The sequence below is a fragment of the Paraburkholderia sp. EB58 genome (genome assembly GCF_050436665.1).
Lineage (GTDB): Bacteria > Pseudomonadota > Gammaproteobacteria > Burkholderiales > Burkholderiaceae > Paraburkholderia.
Genome location: NZ_JBNDMQ010000012.1, coordinates 35,563 through 54,161 on the forward strand (window position 1 = coordinate 35,563; position 18,599 = coordinate 54,161).

Genomic DNA, 18,599 nt, shown 5'->3' on the forward strand with positions numbered 1-18,599 from the left:
CTCGCGGCTCTTTTTGTTTTTAGCCGCCGCGCTTCAGAAGCGCGGCAATCCCAGTGACTTACAACTGCGCTTCGACCCAGCCCTTCACGCCTGCCAGCGCCGCCGGCAGATTGGCCGGCTCAGTGCCGCCGGCTTGGGCCATGTCGGGACGGCCACCGCCCTTGCCGCCCACCTGCTGCGCCACGAAGTTGACCAGTTCGCCAGCCTTCACCTTCTTGCTCGCATCCGGCGTCACGCCCGCGATCAGGCTAACCTTGCCGCCTTCCACCGAAGCCAGCACGATGGCCGCGCTCTTCAGCTTGTCCTTCAGCTTGTCGACCGTTTCGCGCAGCGTCTTCACGTCCGCGCCGTCCAGCATAGCCGCCAGCACGTGCACGCCCGCGACTTCGATCGACTGGCCGGCCAGTTCGTCGCCCTGGCTCGAAGCCATCTTCGACTTGAGCGCGCCGAGTTCCTTTTCCAGCGCCTTCACCTGATCCTGCACCTGGACGATGCGCTGCGTGAGTTCCGACGGCTGTGCCTTCAGCGCAGCGGCTGCCGCGTTGATGCGTGAATCGAGTTCCTGCACGTAGCGCACCGCGTTGTCGCCGGTGATCGCTTCCACACGACGGATGCCGGCTGCAACGCCGCCTTCCATCACGATCTTGAAGAAGCCGATATCGCCACTGCGACGCACGTGCGTACCGCCGCACAGTTCGCGCGAGAAGCCCAGATCCAGCACGCGCACTTCGTCGCCGTACTTCTCGCCGAACAGCGCCATGGCGCCGCCCTTCACCGCTTCGTCGAACGGCATCACGCGCACGATGCCCGGCGCGTTCGCCAGCACTTCCGCGTTCACGATGGCCTCGACCTGGCGGATCTGCTCCTCCGTCATCGGCGCATTGTGCGCGAAGTCGAAACGGGTCTTGTCCGGATCCACGAGCGAACCCTTCTGTTGCACGTGCGAGCCGAGGACTTCACGCAAAGCCTTGTGCATCAGGTGGGTGGCCGAGTGGTTGCGCTCGGTGCGGGCACGACGCACTGCGTCGATTTCCGCCTTCACGACGTCGCCGACCTTAAGCAGCCCCTGCTCGAGCGTGCCGTGGTGGCCGACCACATCGGCTTGCACCTTCAGTGTGTCGGCGACCGCAAAGCGCACGCTCGCGTTGGCGAGCACGCCTGCGTCGCCGACCTGGCCGCCCGATTCCGCGTAGAACGGCGTGTGATCCAGCACGACCACGGCCTGCTGGCCCTGCGTCACTTCCTTGACCGAAGCGCCATCCACGTACAGGGCGATGACCTTCGCGTCGTCGAAGACGATTTCTTCGTAGCCGTGGAACGTGGTCTTCGCGCCCGAGTATTCGAGGCCTTGCGCCATCTTGAACTTGCCGGCCGCGCGCGCCTGGTCGCGCTGGCGCGCCATGGCTTCGTCGAAGGCAGCTTCGTCCACCGTCACTTCACGTTCGCGGCACACGTCCGCCGTGAGATCCAGCGGGAAGCCGTAGGTGTCGTGCAGCTTGAATGCCAGTTCGCCATCGAGCGTCTTGCCGCCCTTCGCTTCCAGATCGGCCAGCGCGCTTTCGAGGATCGACATGCCGTGTTCGATGGTCTCGAAGAAGCGCTCTTCTTCCTGACGCAGCACGTCCGTCACGCGTTGTTCCGCTTGCTTCAGCTCCGGATACGCCTCGCCCATCTGCGCGACCAGATCCGCCACCAGACGATGGAAAAACGAACCCTTCTTGCCCAGCTTGTAACCGTGACGGATGGCGCGGCGCACGATGCGGCGCAGCACGTAGCCGCGGCCTTCGTTGCCCGGGATCACGCCGTCGACGATCAGGAACGAGCACGCGCGGATGTGATCGGCGATCACCTTCAGCGAGTTGTTGGTCAGATCGGCCACGCCGGTTTCACGGCCAGCCGCCTTGATCAGTGCCTGGAACAGGTCGATCTCGTAGTTGCTGTGCACGTGCTGCAGCACGGCTGCGATACGCTCCAGACCCATACCGGTGTCGACGCACTGCTTGGGCAGCGGCGTCATGTTGCCTTGCGCGTCGCGGCTGAACTGCATGAACACGAGATTCCAGATCTCGATGTAGCGGTCGCCGTCTTCCTCAGGCGATCCCGGCGGGCCGCCCCACACTTCCGGGCCGTGGTCGTAGAAAATTTCCGAGCACGGACCGCATGGGCCGACGTCGGCCATCTGCCAGAAGTTGTCCGACGCGTAGCGCGCGCCCTTGTTGTCGCCGATGCGGATGATGCGCTCGGTCGGCACGCCCACTTCCTTGGCCCAGATGTCGTACGCCTCGTCGTCTTCCTGATAGACGGTCACCCACAGCTTGTCTTTAGGCAACTGGTAGACGCCCGTCAGCAACTCCCACGCGTAGTGGATCGCGTCGCGCTTGAAGTAGTCGCCGAACGAGAAGTTACCGAGCATCTCGAAGAACGTGTGGTGACGCGCCGTGTAACCGACGTTCTCCAGATCGTTGTGCTTGCCGCCGGCGCGCACGCTGCGCTGCGCGGTCGTGGCGCGTGAGTACGGACGCGATTCCGCGCCGAGGAACACATCTTTGAACTGCACCATCCCCGAATTGGTGAAGAGCAGCGTGGGGTCGTTGCCGGGCACAAGGCTCGACGAGCGAACGATCGTATGGCCCTTCGATTCGAAGAACTTGAGGAATTTCTCGCGGATTTCGGCGGCTTTCATAGCGTACTGGGGGACGGTCCTGGCTGGATCTGGCGACATCCGAGGGTGACATCTGGGATGCGCCAACCGAGTGCTGCTTAAACGACTGATTATACGGGATCGGGGCCCTTAGGCGGCGGCGCGCACCGCCTCGTGGGCAGGATTAGCCGTTTGGCCAGGTTTTGGCCCCGGCTGCCGCGTTTAGGGGCATGTCATTCGTCCTATGCCATCCGGCTGAATGGGCCGGCAAGCAGGAATCGCTTAAGATTCTGCACATTGCCACTGCGACGACATGTGCATTATCGCCACAGCGCGCGCCTGGGGCGCGCTGGCCTCACCGCTCGGCCAACAAGGAGACATCGAAAGAATATGGGCGCTCTCAGTCATATCCGCGTACTGGACCTCACCCGCGTACTCGCCGGTCCGTGGTGCGCACAGACACTCGCCGATTTCGGTGCAGACGTCATCAAAGTCGAACGCCCGGAAGTCGGGGACGACACCCGCCACTGGGGTCCCCCGTACCTGAAAACGCCGGACGGCGCGGATACGCACGAAGCCGCCTACTACCTCGCGGCGAACCGCAACAAGCGCTCGGTAACCGTGGACATCGCCACGCCCGAAGGCCAGCGCATCATCCGTGAACTGGCCGCGCAAAGCGACGTGGTGCTGGAAAACTACAAGGTCGGCCAGTTGAAGAAATACGGGCTCGACTACGCGTCGCTGAAAGAGGTCAAGCCGGACATCGTCTACTGCTCGGTCACCGGCTTCGGTCAGACCGGACCGTATGCGCAGCGGGCAGGCTATGACTTTATCGTGCAGGGAATCGGCGGCTTCATGAGCATCACTGGGGAGCGCGACGGCTTGCCCGGGGGCGGTCCGCAAAAGGCAGGCGTGGCGATCGCGGATCTGATGACCGGCATGTATTCGACCATTGCCGTGCTTACCGCCCTCACCCACCGCGACCGCACGGGCGAAGGCCAGTACATCGACATGGCGCTGCTCGACGTGCAGGTCGCGATGCTGGCGAACATGAATTCGAACTTCCTCGCAAGCGGCCAGCCGCCGGTGCGTTGGGGCAACGCGCACCCGAACATCGTGCCGTATCAGACTTTTCAGACCAGCGACGGCTGGATCATCGTCGCCGTGGGCAACGACGGGCAGTTCCGGAAATTCGTCGAAGCGGGGGGGCGGCCCGAACTCGCTGACGACGAGCGTTTCGCCACCAACCCGGAGCGCGTGCGCAATCGCGACACGCTGGTGCCGATCCTCGCAGAGATGGTCCGCACGCTCGGCAAGCAGCAATGGATTTCCGCGCTCGAAGCCGCCGGCGTGCCCTGCGGCCCGATCAACGATCTGGCGGAGGTGTTCGAGAACGAGCAGGTCGTCGCGCGAGGGATGCAGGTCGATCTGCCGCATCCGTCCGGCGGTACGGTGAAGCTGGTACGCAATCCGATCAACATGAGCGGGACGCCTCCGCAGGCACTCGCTCATCCGCCGACGCTCGGCGAGCATACCGACAGCGTCCTGCGCGAGGTACTGGGGTACGACGACGAGCGAATTGCGCAGTTGCGCGGAAAGTCGGTTATTTGAAGCCGTGGCGAAGCGTCGCGGAATGCGCGGGCTGAGATATCGCTTTACCGGACCATAGCTTGGGCCGGCCCTGAACGCGAACCTGCGTCCAGCGTCAACTCACGCCGAGCGGGGCCGCGACGCACAGCCCACCGCGCCGGCCCTCACCCACCCGCCGCCCCCCGCGCGAGCGACGCCAGCCACTGCCGCCCCTCATCCCAGTCGCCGAGACCACTGTCGGCGTTGATATGCCCACGCGCACCGATCTCGCGCCAGCTACTGCCCCACGCCGCCGCGCATTCCTGCGAAAACGGAATGCCGCCATACGGATCGTCCGTACTGGCCACCACCACAGTGGGGAAGGGCAACGCTGCCAGCGGCACCGGCGCAAAACCGCTCGCGTCCGGCGGAAACGCCGCGCCGGACGGATCGGGCAACGCAACCAGCAGCGCGCCCGCCACTTTCGAGAGGCTCCGGGCGCTCGCGTATTGCGCGGCCCAAAAAGCCACGGTGAGACAACCCAGACTATGCGCGGCAAAAGCAACCGGCCGCGCCGACGCAACCACCGCCGCCTCGAGCGTACGGCACCAGGCATCGCGCACCGGATGATCCCAATCCGGCATCTGCACGCGCTCAAAACCCGCATGCAAGGTTTCCCAACGCGTTTGCCAATGACCCTCGCCCGAGTTCATGTAACCCGGCAACACCAACACCGTCTGCTCGATCATCGCACTGCCCCGTCGCTATGTGATTACGGCTCGCCGCTCATTGGAATACCCGCGCCACGCCCACGCCGCGCGGGTCGGCGGACGGTTGCGGCGTCGTGCCGTCCACCCGGATCAACTGCACATCGCCGTTGAACGACTGCTCCTCCAGCGTATAACCCTTGGCCTTCAGTTGCTCGGCCAGATCGCCCGTAATCGGATGATACGGCTCCGAATAGATCGTCTTCTGCGGCAGCAACTGATGGTGAAAGCGCATCGCGGCCAACGCGTCGGCCGGCGACATGCCGAAATCGTATATATCCGTCATCACCTGGAAAATCGTCGTGAAGATCCGCGAGCCGCCCGGTGTGCCGATCGCGAGGGCCACCTTGCCGTCCTTGAGCAGGAGGGTTGGAGTCATCGACGACAGCGGCCGCCGGCCCGGCGCAATCGTGTTCAGCTCATCGGCCGAGGCGCCGCTCGCGCCCGGAGAGTTCGCGGCACGGGGCGTGGTGACGAAATCGTCCATCTCGTCGTTGAGCAGAAAACCGCCGCCGTCTACCACCACGCCCGAACCAAATGAGCCGTCGAGCGTATAGGTGTTCGAAACCGCGTTGCCCCATTTGTCGACCACCGAGAAGTGCGTCGTCTGCGGCTTTTCGGCCGTCGCATCGGCGAGACCCGGTTTGACGGCCGCCGCGCCCGGCACTTCGTCAGGGCTCACTTCGTCGGCACGTTGTGTGAGATACGCGTCGTCGATCAGCTTGTCGACCGGCACTGGCGTCGCATCCGGGTCATCCAGGTATTGCTGGCGGTCGGCAAACACCCGGTCCTCGATCTGCGCGATCAGGTGGATATACGGGGCGGAATTCAGGTCGAGGCCGCCGAACGCCTGCTTCAGATCGGCCTTCATCTTGAGCATCTGGATCAGTCCAATGCCGCCCGAGCTTGGCGGCGGCGCCGTGACAATCTGGTAGCCGTTCCAGTCGGCGCTCAAAGGTTGACGCCAGATCGCCTTGTACTGCAGCAGATCCTGTTTGGTGACGAGCCCGTGGCCGTACATCTGGTTCGTGATCAGATCAGCCGTGTGCCCCTCGTAGAACTCACGCCCGCCGTCACTGGCGATGCGCCCGAGTGTCTGCGCCAACTCGGGCTGCCGAAAATTGACGCCCGCCTTCAGGTTGGAGAAGTACGCATCGAAGTTGGTCTTGCCGGCGAAACCCGACGCGGCATCGTCATGGGTCTTCTGCAGCCGTGAATCGACCTTGAACCCATCTGTTGCATAGTGGATGGCCGGCGCCAGCACCTGTTTCCACTTCAGCTTGCCGAAGCGCCGCTGTGCCTCCCACAGGCCATCGACCGTGCCCGGCACGCCCACGGCGCGAGCGCCGATCTCGCTCATGCCCGGGATGGGCTTGCCCTTGTCGTCGAGGTACATGTCGCGCGTCGCCGTCTGCGGCGCGCGTTCCAGGTAGTCTAGGAAATACGGCTTGCCGTCCACATATAGCGTCATGAAGCCGCCGCCGCCGAGATTGCCCGCGTCGGGATAGGTTACGGCGAGGGTGAAGGCAATCGCCACGGCGGCATCCACCGCGTTACCGCCTTCGGCAAAGATCTGCTGCGCCGTGTCGGCACTGTACTGATCGGGCACCGCCACGGCCGAGCCGTCCAGAACCGGCTTCGGGGCCGTTTTCGCCAGCGCCGGCGGGGTCGTGACGAGACCCGCAACGCAGACGGCAAACAGCACGGCGGCCGCGGTCAGTTTCAGCGCGATGGTGGTGGCGTGGCTCATGATGGATTCCTTTCAGACGAGTTTCAGGTGCTGCCAGGCGATCAGTACGGCGCCGCGACGGTCGCATCCTAAGGTGGCCGCTCGTGCGCGAACAAAGCGATTTACGTCCTGTTACAGCGTGCAACGGCGCCCGAAAAACCTCCAACCGTTGGCTGGACGCCGCACTCGGTCTGCCAGAAGGGTACTCGTCAGGTAGAATTGACAGATAAGTGAGCGCACCACGCGCCCTCGACCGACCTTCTTCTTTTCGCATGAATACCGAACGCAACGACGCGCCAGCGGCATCCAATTTCATTCGCAACATCATTGACGAAGACAACCGCTCCGGGAAGTGGGGCCAGCGTGTGGAAACGCGCTTCCCGCCTGAGCCGAACGGCTATCTGCACATTGGCCATGCGAAGAGCATCTGCCTGAACTTCGGCGTGGCCGGCAGCTACGGCGGCATTTGCCATCTGCGTTTTGACGATACCAATCCGGAAAAGGAAAGCGTCGAGTACGTCGAGTCGATCATCGACGCCGTGAAGTGGCTCGGTTTCGAATGGAAGAAGGACGATAACGAACATCTTTACTACGCAAGCGACTACTACGACAAGCTGTACGAGTTCGCCGAACTGCTGGTCCAACGCGGCAAGGCCTATGTAGACAGCCAGTCGGCCGAGGAAATGCGCGCCAATCGCGGCTCGGCTACGGAAGTCGGCACGCTCTCGCCGTTCCGCGAACGTTCGGTAGAGGAGAACCTCGATCTGTTCCGCCGCATGAAGGCCGGCGAGTTCAAGGAAGGCGAGCATGTGCTGCGCGCGAAGATCGACATGGCATCGCCGAACTTCAACATGCGCGATCCGGTCATCTACCGGATCCGTTTCGCCCATCACTACCGCACCGGCGACACGTGGTGCGTGTATCCTATGTACGACTACACGCACTGCATTTCGGACGCGCTGGAAAACATCACGCATTCGCTGTGCACGCTGGAGTTCGAAGACCACCGGCCGCTGTACGACTGGATCCTGAACGAACTGGCCGACGCCGGCGTGTTCACCCGCCCGCTGCCGCAGCAAATCGAGTTTTCGCGCCTGAACCTGACGTACGCAATCACCAGCAAGCGCAAGCTGCTGCAACTCGTCACCGAAGGTCATGTGGACGGTTGGGACGACCCGCGCATGCCCACCATCGTAGGGGTGCGCCGGCGCGGCTTCACACCGGAGGCGATCCAGTTGTTCTGCGACCGCATCGGCGTGACGAAGGTCGATTCGTGGATCGACATGAGCGTGTTCGAGGGCGCGCTGCGCGACGACCTCGACGACAAGGCACCACGCACGGCCGCCGTGCTGGATCCGGTGAAGCTGATCATCGACAACTTCCCTGAAGGTCTCACCGAAGAATGCAACGCGCCGGTGCACCCGCATCATCCGGAGCACGGCACGCGCCTCTTCCCCATCTCGCGCGAGCTGTGGATCGAACGCGACGACTTCACCGAAACGCCGCCCAAGGGCTACTTCCGTCTGTTCCCGGGCAACAAGGTGCGCCTGCGCTACGGCTACGTGATCGAGTGCACGGGTGCGGACAAGGACGAGAACGGCAACGTCGTCGCCGTCCACTGCAATTACTTCCCGGACAGCAGATCGGGCACCGAAGGCGCGAACAACTACAAGGTCAAGGGCAACATCCACTGGGTCAGCGCCGCGGGCGCTGTCCCAGCCGAAGTGCGGATCTACGACCGCCTGTTCAAGGAACCGCAGCCGGATGCAGGCGGCCGCGATTACCTCGAGGCGCTCAATCCGGACTCGAAGCGGGTGGTACAGGCCTACCTGGAACCGGGCGCGCGCGATGCGCTGCCGGAGCAACGCTATCAGTTTGAGCGGCATGGTTACTTCGTCGCCGACCGCGTCGATTCCAAGCCGGGCAAACCTGTATTCAATCGCATCGTCACTCTGCGCGACAGTTGGGGCAAGCCAGCGTAAGCTGGGCCTGCTGACCAGGCGGCTGACTGCAGCCGCAGCGCGTTTTCGCCGGACCGCGTGGGTGTCCGCAATTTCCACGGGGTCCGGTCCGTTCGTCGCACAACGGTTCAGCTAGAGTGACGGTGCGCGCACCGCTCCGGGAGGAACGATGATGTTTGCAGCCCGCCGTCCGTCACGTACGCGCGCCACACTGGTCGCGCTGGTTACGGCATGGCTCGCATGCTCCGCGCACGCGCAGGAACTCACCGGCACGCTCAAGAAAGTCCACGACGATGGGATCGTCCTGCTCGGCGTGCGCGAAGCCTCCATCCCCTTCTCCTACTTCGACGGCCACGGCACGGTGGGCTATTCGCAAACCATTGCGCTTGCGATCGTCGACCAGCTCAAGAAGACGCTTGGCCTGCCCGATCTCAAGGTGCGCGAAGTTGCAGTGACCTCGTCGAACCGCATCCCAATGCTGCAGAACAGCCAGATCGATCTGGAATGCGGCTCGACCACGCACACGCGTGAGCGCGAAAGCGAAGCGGCCTTTTCCGATAGCTTCTTCCAGTATGCGGTCCGAATGATCGTGCGCCGCAGTAGCGGCATCAGCGATTTTCCGGACCTGGCCGGTAAGGCCGTGGTGACCACAGCAGGCACGTCCGATGAGCGGTTGCTTCGTGAGCTGAACGCGGATAAGCATCTCAATATGCGCATTACCAGCGTGCGCGATCACTCGGACGCGTTTGCCGCGCTCAAGGAGGACCGTGCGGTGGCCTTCGTGATGGACGAACCGATCATCTATGGCTTCAAGGCCACCGACCCGCACCCGGACGACTTCCTGATAACAGGTACGCCGCTCGGCTATGAGGTCTACGCGTGCATGTTCCGCAAAGGCGACGCGCCGATGCGCGAGCTTGTGAATGGCGTGATTGAGCGGATGCAGACGTCCGGCGAAGCGGAGCGTCTCTACAACGTGTGGTTCACGCAGCCGATTCCGCCCCACGGTATCAATCTCAATTTCCCGCTGTCGGCGGCGATGCGCGCGTTGTTCGCGCATCCGAACGATCGCGCGCTCGACTGAGCGCGCCTCGCGCTCGCATCCCGCTTGAGGTGGGTGCGGTGGCTTGACCCGGCTTGTAGCAGACCGTTGGCCGGGCCCTGCTTGCGGGAGAAGCCTGGTTTCCTGCCGCGCCTACATTCAGAAGCTGCGATGCAGTTCTGCCAGCGACAACGTCGTCTGGAACAGACGCGACAGACTGCGGCTCGCATACCGTTCGACTTCCTCCGGCGCGGCCCAGCGATAAGCGTCCATTTCGGGAATGAGCGTGCCGTCCGAGCGGCGTGGAAACATCGAAGTGCAGACGCAATCTGTCAGATCGAGCTCGTCGTCATGAGCACGTGCCGCGAACAGATGCAGATCCTTGTCACGCCGGTAGACGAACAGGCCGAGATCTTTCAGGCGCTCGGCCGCGATCACGATGCCGGTCTCCTCGACCATCTCGCGCAGCGCCGTGACGTGCGGCGCCTCGCCCTCCTCGCCATGCCCTTTCGGGATATCCCAATGGGACGTCTCGGTGGCATGCGCGAGCAACACGCGTCCATGCGGATCGAGCAGAACGACGCCGCAGGAGACGACGCGCGCGCTCACTGCGTGACGCCGCCGCGGGGCCGCGGCGCCAGGAAAACTTCAAGCGGCCAGGGCGTCACGGCAGCGCTGCTTCTACGCCCGCTCAATGCTTCTTCTGAAGGTGCCACGTGCCACTGCCTTCCCGGCAGAACTGCGGACGCAGTGTCATCGACTGCCCTTTCGCGTTCAGCACCACCGCCACGTCGCGACAGGTGCGATCGCCGTCCTTTGCGGTGCTCTGCGGGGTGATCGTTGCGTCAATGTGTACGCTGTTGCCCGTACCATCGTTGACCCAGGTGGCGGCTTCGCCATCCTGTTTCGAGTCGAGCGCGCTGAACACAGCAGTCTTCACCGAGTCGACGTCACGCTGCTTCATGTAGGCGATCGGGGTGTCGCCAAGGAAGCCGAGGTTCGCTGCGTAAGCGCCAACTGTTGCAGCCAGCAGCAGTCCGCCCACGGTGACATGAAACAGGGCACGGGTTCGCATCGACATTGAGTGTTCTCCTCGAGAGATCGTTCGGGCGGTCACGAAGCGGTTCGTGATCTGGACCTGAAAAGGATAGCATGCCGCCCGTGTGCGAGTGACTCGGCGCGTCACCTTGACACCGGATTCGTGCAATGGCGCGCGGCCTTCCACGCCAGTATCCGAGCGATGCACAACGCTAACCTACGCAGGTAACTCATCTCATTAGCGGTGTTTTCGGACTCGTCTCATATTCGTTGTCGCAAGGAATTCATAAGATTGGCTGTTCAGCGCAAAACCTATGCGCGCATTACCGTCCGTCGCTCTCATGGAACTCTCGTTCGCTCTCAAGTTTTTCTCGTTTGTGCTCGTGCTCTTTTGCATCGCACTTGTGCCGTTCTTCGTGCGGCGCGACCCCGCGCCGGTGCCGAGCATCATCAGCATCGAGGCACTGCCGCGCCCAAAGTGGCCAAGCCTTGTGACCCGCGCGGGTACCGTCACGCTGCTCGCATCGTTTGTGCTGCTGGTCGGCGGCTGCTATTTGCTGATCAAGGGCTAACGCCCAAGCAACCTCACAGCGGCCTGAATCGCCCCTCCTAAGCGGCCTGAGTGCACCGTCCGTCCCTCCCTGAACTGTATCTGTCCGCCCTTACCCGTCTCCCCTAGAATCACGCATGCCGCCACTCACTGGACTGAGCATGCTGCAACTACTCGGGAAAATCACATCGATCAACGTCCGCAAGGTGCTTTGGACCTGCGCGGAGTTGCAATTGCCGTTTGAACAGGAAGATTGGGGATCCGGTTTCCGGTCAACCGATACCGCAGACTTTCTCGCGCTCAATCCCAATGCCATGGTGCCCGTCATCAAGGATGGCGACTTCGTGCTCTGGGAATCCAATTCGATTATTCGCTATCTGGCGTCCCGCTACGGCGGCGCGCAGATCTACCCCGCCGATCCGCAAGCGCGAGCGCGTATCGATCAGTGGATAGACTGGCAAGCGTCGGAGCTGAACCGGTCGTGGAGCTACGCTTTCCTCGCCCTTGTCAGAAAGTCACCCGATCATCAGGATGCCGAAGCGATCAAGGCATCATCCGCCAATTGGGCGAAGCATATTGGAATACTCGACAGACAGCTCGATTCGACGGGCGCGTTTATCGCAGGGCGGGATTTCTCTCTCGCGGATATCCCGATTGGACTGTCGCTCAACCGCTGGTTTAACACGCCGCTGGCCCATCCGCATTTTCCTGCGGTGTCCGACTATTTCGAGCGGCTGGCCGATCGGCCAGGCTTCGTCGCCTATTGCCGAAACGGCACGCCATGATCCCCCGCGATCAGTCCACAGACAATTCCATCACCTGGGCCGCCGCGGCTTCATGCGGCGCGGTTTCCTCTGCGCTCACGAGCCACCAGCACAGTGCGGCTGCACTTAGCGCAATGATGCCCGCCGCCAGCAACACGCCTTCGTAACCGTAGCCGAGACTACTCCGCGCAATGGACGTGGCGCCGTCATGCGCCTGAAGCAGCGCCGTGGCCGAGGCAAGATTGCCGTTGGCGATCGCATGCGTGATCGCCAGCCGGTCTGTGCCGGCCAGATTGGGCAAGGCATCGGCAACGCTCCCGCCAATCCGCGCGAACAGGATGGCCCCCAGAGCCGCGAAGCCGACCACGATTCCGCTAAAGCGCATCGTCCCGGATACGCCCGATGCCATGCCTGCGCGCTCGACGGGAATCACGGTCATGCCGACTTTGGCAATCTGTCCGTTCAGAATGCCGGCACCCATCGAAGCGATCAGCATGCTTTCGAAAATCGCCGAGTAGTGAAATAGCGTGATTCGCAACGCCGTGAGCAGGAGCCCGGTGCCGACGCAGACCAGTCCGATCACGAGCAGTGCGCGGCCAGACAATCGCCGGTCGAGATAGAGCGCGACGATGCGCGGCACGACGAACAGCGGCACGGCAAGCGGCAACATCAAGAGCCCGGCTGTGAGCGGCGCATAACCCAGCGCGCTCTGGAAGAAAAACGGCAGATACGTCAGCATCGTCAGGAACGCAACGGCATAAGCGACACCCGCAATGTTCGCGCCAAGATAGGTGCGGCGCAAAAAGTACTTCAGATCGACCATCGGTCGGGACTGTACCGTCTCGACCAACACGAAGGCGATCAGCATGGCGGCGGCAACACCCAGCTCGACGAGAATCGGCTTGCTTAGCCAGCCGGCCCGGTTGCCGGAAATCAGTGCGAGCGTAGTCAGCCCGAGAAAGCCGCTAAAGGTCAGGACGCCAGCGATATCGACGCGCATGGCATGCGGGTCTTTCGACTCCTTCACCGCATAGAGCGTCAGCGCGATCATCGCGGCACCGACGGGCAGGTTGACGTAGAAGGCCCACTGCCAGCCGAACAGTTGCGTGATCAAGCCGCCCGCCACCGGCCCAAGCATGATGGCAACGCCAATCACCGAACCCCAGAACGCGAATGCGCTAGCGCGCTCGCGGCCCTGAAAACCATGCGCCAGGATTGCCAGCGCGGCGCTCAACTGGAGCGCCGCGCCCACCCCCTGCAAGGCGCGGGCGTAGTTGAGCAGCGTCGTAGAAGTCGCCGCGCCGCAGATGCCAGAAGCAAGCGTAAAGATGGCCAGCCCCACCACCAGCATGCGCTTGCGCCCGAAGCGATCGGCCAGCGCCCCCGCCGGCATGACGAGAGTGGCGAAAGCCAGCGTGTAGGCGCTGATCACCCATTCGATCGCCGCGAAATCCGCGTGCAAGGAGCGCGCGATCGACGTCAGCGAGACCGCGACGATGTTGGCATCGAGGTTGATCATGAACGACGGCACAGACACGCACAGCAAGAGCAGCAACCTGTTTTGCATTTCGACCACCTGTGGAATACATCGGGGTACTGCAGCAAGCCATGCCGCCATGCGGCCACGCCACGCCGGCTGCGGACGGGACCACTTACGACATCGATTCGAGCAGCGCAGTCATGCGCTCCGAAAAATCCGGCGACGCGATCAGATCGAGCGTGGCCCGCAGTTGCGCTGCGGCCGGCTTGCCGAAGGCATCGTCGAAGCTGATCTGCACTTTCTTCCAGATCACCCGCGCTTCCTCCAGCTTGTGGCGGCCGTCTTTCGTGAGGTGAACACGGCGGCTGCGGCGGTCTTCTTCGTCCACCACCAGTTCCACGAGACCATCGCGGATCAACGGCTTCAACGTATGACCGAGGGCCGACAGGTCCATCACCAGGTTGTCGGCCAGCACACGCATGGTGGGGGTGCCGACACGATCGATCTGCACCAGCAACGAATACTGCGTTGCGCGCAGCCCGCATGACTCGAAGGCATCGTCGTAGATCTGTCCCATACGGCGCGCAGCCCGGCGGATTGCCGCGTTGACGCAGACGCTTGGGCTTCCGTGATGCGGTTGCGCAGCAGCTCGACCAGTCTTCATGGCGCACTCAAATTACAGGTATATACCTGTATTCTACCGCAATGTCGCGAACTGGCAAGCTTGCTGCAAAATCGCTGCCCCGACGCGTGGGCCCGAAACTGCGCCTCGGGCGTGTGAATTGCTATGCTCGCAGTTGTATCCTCGAGGTCCTGAGGAGCCTGTGCCTGCCCCGCCAACCAGACTGTCGCCAAAATGAAACTTTCGTTGCCGCCCCACGGACGGTCCAACCGCGTGTATCCGCCGGGCTCGCCCAGCCTGCACGGCCTCGCGTCGGTGATTACCGGTGTCGTCGTGGTGTGCGGGCTGTATTTCGGCCGCGCCGTCCTGATTCCGATCACGCTGTCGGTGCTGCTCAGCTTCCTGCTCGCGCCGCTGGTAGCGACGCTGCGGCGTCTGCGCATGGGGCAGTTGCCGTCGATTTTCATTGCGGTGTTCTTCGCGCTCGCCATCGTGCTGGGCGCGGGCGCGCTCATCACGGCACAGATCGTCCAGCTCGCGGCCGATCTGCCGCAATATCAGGTCGCCATCGAACAGAAGATTGAGACCGTGCAGGAAAAGACTGTCGGCCGCGCCGATGTCCTGCTGGGCAAAGCCGCGTTGACGCTGCAGCGGGTCGCGCCGTCGCGCCCGGCGGCGCCGCGCAGTTTCGGCAGAGCGAGCCGGAACGCCCCGCAGCCACCCATGCCCGTCGAAGTGCACGAACCGGCGCTCACGCCGATGCAACTGGCACAACGAGCGTTTTCGCCAGCCATCGCGCCGCTTGAGACGACCTTCATCGTGCTGGTCGTGACCATCTTTATCCTGTTGCAACGTGAGGATCTGCGCGACCGCCTGATCAGCCTGTTCGGCTCGCGCGACCTGCATCGCACCACCACCGCCATCAACGACGCCGCGAGCCGTCTGAGCCGCTACTTCGTCGCGCAACTGGGCCTGAACCTCAGCGTGGGCGCGGTGATCGCCGTCGGTCTCGCGGGCATCGGCGTTCCGGGCGCGCTGCTATTCGGTGTCGTCGCGGCGCTGCTGCGCTTCGTGCCGTACATCGGCATCTGGATTGCCGCGTTGCTCGCAACGTGCCTTGGCGCTGCCATTCAGCCGCAGTGGACCATGGCCGTGTGGACCTTCATCCTGTTCGTGGTTGTCGATCTCGTGGCAGGCCAAGTGGCCGAGCCGTATCTGTACGGCCGCCGCTCGGGCCTCTCGCCGCTCGCCGTGGTGGTTGCCGCGATTTTCTGGAGCTGGCTGTGGGGCCCCGTCGGGCTCGTGCTGTCGACCCCACTCACACTGTGCCTCGTCACCCTCGGACGCTATGCCGACCGGCTCAACTTCCTGACCATCCTGCTCGGCGACCAGCCGGCGCTGACGCCCGCGCAGACGTTCTATCAACGGCTGCTGGCGGACGATCCGCATGAAGCCATCGTGCAGGCCGACCGACTGCTCAGCGAGATGTCGGTAACCGATTACTACGATCAGGTCGTACTCGAAGGGCTGCGGCTCGCGCGTAACGACGCGCTGCGCGGCGTGCTGACTTCAGAGCAACTCGCGCGCTTTAACGAGGCGGTGGTCGATATCATCGAGAACCTCGAAACGGTCGACGGCCTGGCGGACGGGATCGTGAAGTCAGAGGCGGCCGATGCGACGCACGGCCACGATCACGATCACGGCCGAACCGAGCCGCATTACGGCGGCGGCATCGCAAGTGCGGACGCGCAGCCGCACGGCATGGGCAACGCCATGGTGCTGTGCATCTCGGGACGCGGCGCGTTCGACGAAGTGGCCGCGGCAATTGCCGTGCAATTGCTCGGCCGGCGAAACATCACGACTGTCGCGACGACCTACGAGCAATTCCGCAGTACGCGCAGCGAAGCGCGGAAAATCGACAGCGCGACGACTCTCTGCGTTGTGTCGCTCGACGCCGCCGAGTCGCCACCGTATTTGCGCAACCTGCTCAGACGCATCCGCAATCAACCCAAACCCATGACGGTGATAGTCGGCTTCGGCGGCCTGTCGGAAAGCGCGGTGGATGACGCAACGCCGGCCAACACCCGCAACGCCACGACGTTTCGCGGCCTGATCGAAGAGTGCCTCGCGGCTTCGCTCGCGACGCCGCGTCCTGAACAGCCACGGCAGGAACAAGTTCAAGGGGCCCCTCAAGGAGCCGCTTAAGCAAGCTGTCGTTCGCGCGGATCCGGCGCCACTGCGCGGCGGGATCGTTGCGCGGACGCCGCCAAACAACGGCCAAAATAACCGCCGAGGCGCCGCCGGTACAATACGTTCCAGGCCTCCACCGAACGCTCGACCCCGCCATGCAGCATCTGAAATACCTCAGCGCGTATCCGGCTGCGCTCCAGGACAAGGTTCGTCGACTGATCGCCGAACAGCAACTGGGCGCATATCTCGCCGATAAATATCCGCGCAGGCACACGGTGCAAACCGACCGCGCGCTGTACGAATACGTCGCCGATCTGCGACGTGAATTCCTGCGCAGCGGCCCCGCCATCGACAAGGTCGTCTACGACAGCAAGCTCGACGTGCTGCGGCACGCCCTGGGCCTCCACACGACCATCTCGCGCGTGCAAGGCGGCAAGCTGAAGGCGAAGAAAGAGATTCGCATTGCCTCGTTGTTCAAGGAGGGCGCACCCGAGTTCCTACAGATGATCGTCGTGCACGAACTCGCGCACCTGAAAGAAAGCGATCACAACAAGGCGTTCTACCGGCTCTGTGAGTTCATGCAGCCCGGCTATCATCAGACCGAGTTCGACTTGCGTCTCTATCTGACGCATCGTGAGCTCGTGCGCGAGCAGTCCATCTCAATGCAGGTCGCAAAACGCCCCGGTCTGGACGTCGATCCATAGCATCTTCCCGTTCGTCCTGTGGCTGTACACGAGCGCACGAGATTCGCGCTGGTTGCGCAGAAAACCGAGCACCGCGTGCAACGTATGTTTGCCGCGGTAACGCAGGGATCGCGTGGTCTCGCCGCTGCCAATGACAATCACGATCGGGTTGATACGCACTTTCTGTGCAATCTGATCAGGCGTTGCTGCGGACATACGAGCCTCCGGTGTGGGGTGCCACACGGGATAACGTCGACGACGCATCAAGCTTGAGCTTGGGGAAGAGACGGTAAGGCAGCGGACGCAGCTCAATCTCTGCGACGAGGAATGGGTGGCCCGCCCTACACGATTCGAACGTGTGACCTACGGCTTAGAAGGCCGTTGCTCTATCCGTCTGAGCTAAGGGCGGAAAATACGAGGCGACAGCGAAATTTTAACCGACCGGGCAACAAACGCCTCGGCTGATCAATAAGCGGTCAGTGTCGATACGACCGCCACGGCCTGCCCGGCCGCTGCCGCAAGCGAGTACCTACCTCGCGACGGCAAGAAGCCAACAGCCGGCCACGCTCAGCAGCCATTGCAGGGGCCGGATTATAACCGAACCTGCCCGGCAGGCCACGCCAGCGAGCCCGGCTGGCACGGCCCTCCCCGCATCACGGCCGCTGCGCGCTCAGGCCGGCTGCGCGTGCAGCATGAACCAGCCAAGACAGACGATACCCGCGATCACGCAGTACACGCCGAAGCTCGCGAGGCGCCCGCGCCCCTCGAAATAACGCATCAGAAAGCGCACGCTCAGATACGCGGCGATGGCAGTCAGCACGCCACCGAGCAGCGCGTCGCCCAGTTGGCCGGGCGCATGAAATAGCTTCGGCAGTTCGAGTATGCCGGCCGCAAAAATGATCGGCGTGCCGAGCAGGAACGAAAACTCCGCCGCCTTCTCCGCGCTCAGGCCCGCCGCATTGCCGGCGATCATCGTCAGACCGCTGCGCGAAAAACCCGGAATCAGCGCGCCGATCTGCGCCAGCCCGACAAAGAACGCCTGACGAAACGTCAACTTCTCCGGCGCCTGATGCACACGCGCGCGCTGCAGGCGGTCGCCGAACCACAACAGCACCCCGTTGACGATCAGCGCGATCGCCACGATGCGCAGATCGTGGAACAGCCGCTCGAGGCGCTTTTCGAGCACCAGACCGACCAGACCGGCCGGAATCGTGCCGATGATCAACGCCCACATCATGTGGCCGTCGTCGTTGCGGCGCCCACCGAGCGAGGCGAAGAAGCCGCCGATCAGCGCGACCCAACGCTTGCGGAAGTACCACAGCAGCGCGAGCGCCGTGCCGAGATGCAGCGCGACGAGGAACGGCAGCAACTGCGGCGCATGCTCGTCGATATGCATGCCGAACAGCGCGGGCACGAGCAGGGTGTGACCGAGGCTGCTGACGGGGAACAGTTCCGTGACGCCCTGCAGCACGCTCAGAAAAATCAGAAACAACAAGCTCACGCGGCGGTCCTTTTAGTGAGTGAAGAATAAGGAGCAGCACGCCGGCCTGGTGGAACCGACGT

The 18,599-nt window shown here is 63.2% G+C and carries 16 protein-coding genes and 1 tRNA gene; 7 read left to right on the forward strand and 10 right to left on the reverse strand.

Annotation, left to right across the window (positions count from 1 at the left end; all coding sequences use genetic code 11):
- Positions 1-58: 58 nt before the first annotated feature.
- Positions 59-2,683, reverse strand: a complete 2,625-nt coding sequence (gene alaS / locus P3T40_RS18920; RefSeq protein WP_429269262.1) for an alanine--tRNA ligase — start codon at positions 2,681-2,683, stop codon at positions 59-61.
- A 348-nt stretch (positions 2,684-3,031) separates the two neighbouring features.
- On the opposite strand from alaS, the gene P3T40_RS18925 reads away from it, so the two are divergent.
- Positions 3,032-4,252, forward strand: a complete 1,221-nt coding sequence (locus tag P3T40_RS18925) for a CaiB/BaiF CoA transferase family protein (protein WP_429269263.1) — start codon at positions 3,032-3,034, stop codon at positions 4,250-4,252.
- Positions 4,253-4,395: 143 nt separating this feature from the next.
- Here P3T40_RS18925 and P3T40_RS18930 read toward each other — a convergent pair whose 3' ends face one another.
- The gene (locus tag P3T40_RS18930; RefSeq protein WP_429269264.1) at positions 4,396-4,959 is read right to left on the reverse strand and encodes an RBBP9/YdeN family alpha/beta hydrolase; all 564 of its coding nucleotides are present in this window, start codon (positions 4,957-4,959) and stop codon (positions 4,396-4,398) included.
- Between the two features lie 37 nt (positions 4,960-4,996).
- On the reverse strand, positions 4,997-6,727 hold the full coding sequence (gene ggt / locus P3T40_RS18935; protein WP_429269265.1) for a gamma-glutamyltransferase: 1,731 nt from the start codon (positions 6,725-6,727) through the stop codon (positions 4,997-4,999).
- Between the two features lie 251 nt (positions 6,728-6,978).
- Between ggt and P3T40_RS18940 the strand changes: the two genes are divergently transcribed.
- Positions 6,979-8,688: a glutamine--tRNA ligase/YqeY domain fusion protein gene (locus P3T40_RS18940; protein ID WP_429269266.1), complete on the forward strand. Its 1,710-nt coding sequence runs from the start codon at positions 6,979-6,981 to the stop codon at positions 8,686-8,688.
- Between the two features lie 151 nt (positions 8,689-8,839).
- Positions 8,840-9,751, forward strand: a complete 912-nt coding sequence (locus P3T40_RS18945; RefSeq protein WP_429269421.1) for a transporter substrate-binding domain-containing protein — start codon at positions 8,840-8,842, stop codon at positions 9,749-9,751.
- Between the two features lie 117 nt (positions 9,752-9,868).
- On the opposite strand, the gene P3T40_RS18950 is transcribed toward P3T40_RS18945, so the two are convergent.
- Both P3T40_RS18950 and P3T40_RS18955 read right to left on the reverse strand, forming a co-directional pair.
- Positions 9,869-10,318, reverse strand: coding sequence for an NUDIX hydrolase (locus P3T40_RS18950; protein WP_429269267.1), 450 nt, complete (start codon positions 10,316-10,318; stop codon positions 9,869-9,871).
- Between the two features lie 82 nt (positions 10,319-10,400).
- Positions 10,401-10,790 (reverse strand): RT0821/Lpp0805 family surface protein, encoded by a 390-nt coding sequence (locus P3T40_RS18955; protein ID WP_429269268.1) that lies wholly within the window; start codon positions 10,788-10,790, stop codon positions 10,401-10,403.
- A 298-nt stretch (positions 10,791-11,088) separates the two neighbouring features.
- Between P3T40_RS18955 and P3T40_RS18960 the strand changes: the two genes are divergently transcribed.
- Together P3T40_RS18960 and P3T40_RS18965 are read left to right on the forward strand one after the other, a co-directional pair.
- Complete coding sequence (locus P3T40_RS18960) at positions 11,089-11,319, forward strand: hypothetical protein (protein WP_429269269.1); 231 nt, start codon at positions 11,089-11,091, stop codon at positions 11,317-11,319.
- Positions 11,320-11,458: 139 nt separating this feature from the next.
- On the forward strand, positions 11,459-12,082 hold the full coding sequence (locus P3T40_RS18965; protein WP_429269422.1) for a glutathione S-transferase family protein: 624 nt from the start codon (positions 11,459-11,461) through the stop codon (positions 12,080-12,082).
- A gap of 10 nt (positions 12,083-12,092) precedes the next feature.
- On the opposite strand, the gene P3T40_RS18970 is transcribed toward P3T40_RS18965, so the two are convergent.
- The gene (locus P3T40_RS18970; RefSeq protein WP_429269270.1) at positions 12,093-13,628 is read right to left on the reverse strand and encodes an MFS transporter; all 1,536 of its coding nucleotides are present in this window, start codon (positions 13,626-13,628) and stop codon (positions 12,093-12,095) included.
- Between the two features lie 85 nt (positions 13,629-13,713).
- A complete protein-coding gene (locus P3T40_RS18975; RefSeq protein ID WP_429269271.1) occupies positions 13,714-14,205 on the reverse strand; it encodes a MarR family winged helix-turn-helix transcriptional regulator in 492 nt (163 codons plus the stop codon).
- A 192-nt stretch (positions 14,206-14,397) separates the two neighbouring features.
- Here P3T40_RS18975 and P3T40_RS18980 point away from each other — a divergent pair, with 192 nt between their 5' ends.
- Complete coding sequence (locus P3T40_RS18980) at positions 14,398-16,368, forward strand: AI-2E family transporter (RefSeq protein WP_429269272.1); 1,971 nt, start codon at positions 14,398-14,400, stop codon at positions 16,366-16,368.
- 140 nt (positions 16,369-16,508) lie between these two features.
- The gene (locus P3T40_RS18985; protein ID WP_429269273.1) at positions 16,509-17,057 is read left to right on the forward strand and encodes a M48 metallopeptidase family protein; all 549 of its coding nucleotides are present in this window, start codon (positions 16,509-16,511) and stop codon (positions 17,055-17,057) included.
- Here the strand turns inward: P3T40_RS18985 and P3T40_RS18990 are convergent.
- From P3T40_RS18990 to P3T40_RS19000, 3 genes are all read right to left on the reverse strand, one after another.
- On the reverse strand, positions 17,013-17,252 hold the full coding sequence (locus P3T40_RS18990) for a hypothetical protein (protein WP_429269274.1): 240 nt from the start codon (positions 17,250-17,252) through the stop codon (positions 17,013-17,015). The two genes, P3T40_RS18985 and P3T40_RS18990, sit on opposite strands and share 45 nt — an antisense overlap.
- Positions 17,253-17,368: 116 nt before the next feature.
- Positions 17,369-17,445, reverse strand: a tRNA-Arg gene (locus P3T40_RS18995).
- Between the two features lie 261 nt (positions 17,446-17,706).
- Positions 17,707-18,537: an undecaprenyl-diphosphate phosphatase gene (locus P3T40_RS19000; protein WP_429269275.1), complete on the reverse strand. Its 831-nt coding sequence runs from the start codon at positions 18,535-18,537 to the stop codon at positions 17,707-17,709.
- Between the last annotated feature and the right edge of the window lie 62 nt (positions 18,538-18,599).

Excerpts from the sequence above, each read along its gene's own strand:
- P3T40_RS18940 (WP_429269266.1), top strand. The coding sequence starts at position 6,979 with ATGAATACCGAACGCAACGACGCGCCAGCGGCATCCAATTTCATTCGC.
- P3T40_RS18965 (WP_429269422.1), top strand. The coding sequence starts at position 11,459 with ATGCTGCAACTACTCGGGAAAATCACATCGATCAACGTCCGCAAGGTG.
- alaS (WP_429269262.1), bottom strand. The coding sequence starts at position 2,683 with ATGAAAGCCGCCGAAATCCGCGAGAAATTCCTCAAGTTCTTCGAATCG.
- P3T40_RS18945 (WP_429269421.1), top strand. The coding sequence starts at position 8,840 with ATGTTTGCAGCCCGCCGTCCGTCACGTACGCGCGCCACACTGGTCGCG.
- P3T40_RS18960 (WP_429269269.1), top strand. The coding sequence starts at position 11,089 with ATGGAACTCTCGTTCGCTCTCAAGTTTTTCTCGTTTGTGCTCGTGCTC.
- P3T40_RS18975 (WP_429269271.1), bottom strand. The coding sequence starts at position 14,205 with ATGAAGACTGGTCGAGCTGCTGCGCAACCGCATCACGGAAGCCCAAGC.
- ggt (WP_429269265.1), bottom strand. The coding sequence starts at position 6,727 with ATGAGCCACGCCACCACCATCGCGCTGAAACTGACCGCGGCCGCCGTG.
- P3T40_RS18955 (WP_429269268.1), bottom strand. The coding sequence starts at position 10,790 with ATGTCGATGCGAACCCGTGCCCTGTTTCATGTCACCGTGGGCGGACTG.
- P3T40_RS18930 (WP_429269264.1), bottom strand. The coding sequence starts at position 4,959 with ATGATCGAGCAGACGGTGTTGGTGTTGCCGGGTTACATGAACTCGGGC.
- P3T40_RS18980 (WP_429269272.1), top strand. The coding sequence starts at position 14,398 with ATGAAACTTTCGTTGCCGCCCCACGGACGGTCCAACCGCGTGTATCCG.
- P3T40_RS18970 (WP_429269270.1), bottom strand. The coding sequence starts at position 13,628 with ATGCAAAACAGGTTGCTGCTCTTGCTGTGCGTGTCTGTGCCGTCGTTC.
- P3T40_RS18990 (WP_429269274.1), bottom strand. The coding sequence starts at position 17,252 with ATGTCCGCAGCAACGCCTGATCAGATTGCACAGAAAGTGCGTATCAAC.
- P3T40_RS18985 (WP_429269273.1), top strand. The coding sequence starts at position 16,509 with ATGCAGCATCTGAAATACCTCAGCGCGTATCCGGCTGCGCTCCAGGAC.
- P3T40_RS18925 (WP_429269263.1), top strand. The coding sequence starts at position 3,032 with ATGGGCGCTCTCAGTCATATCCGCGTACTGGACCTCACCCGCGTACTC.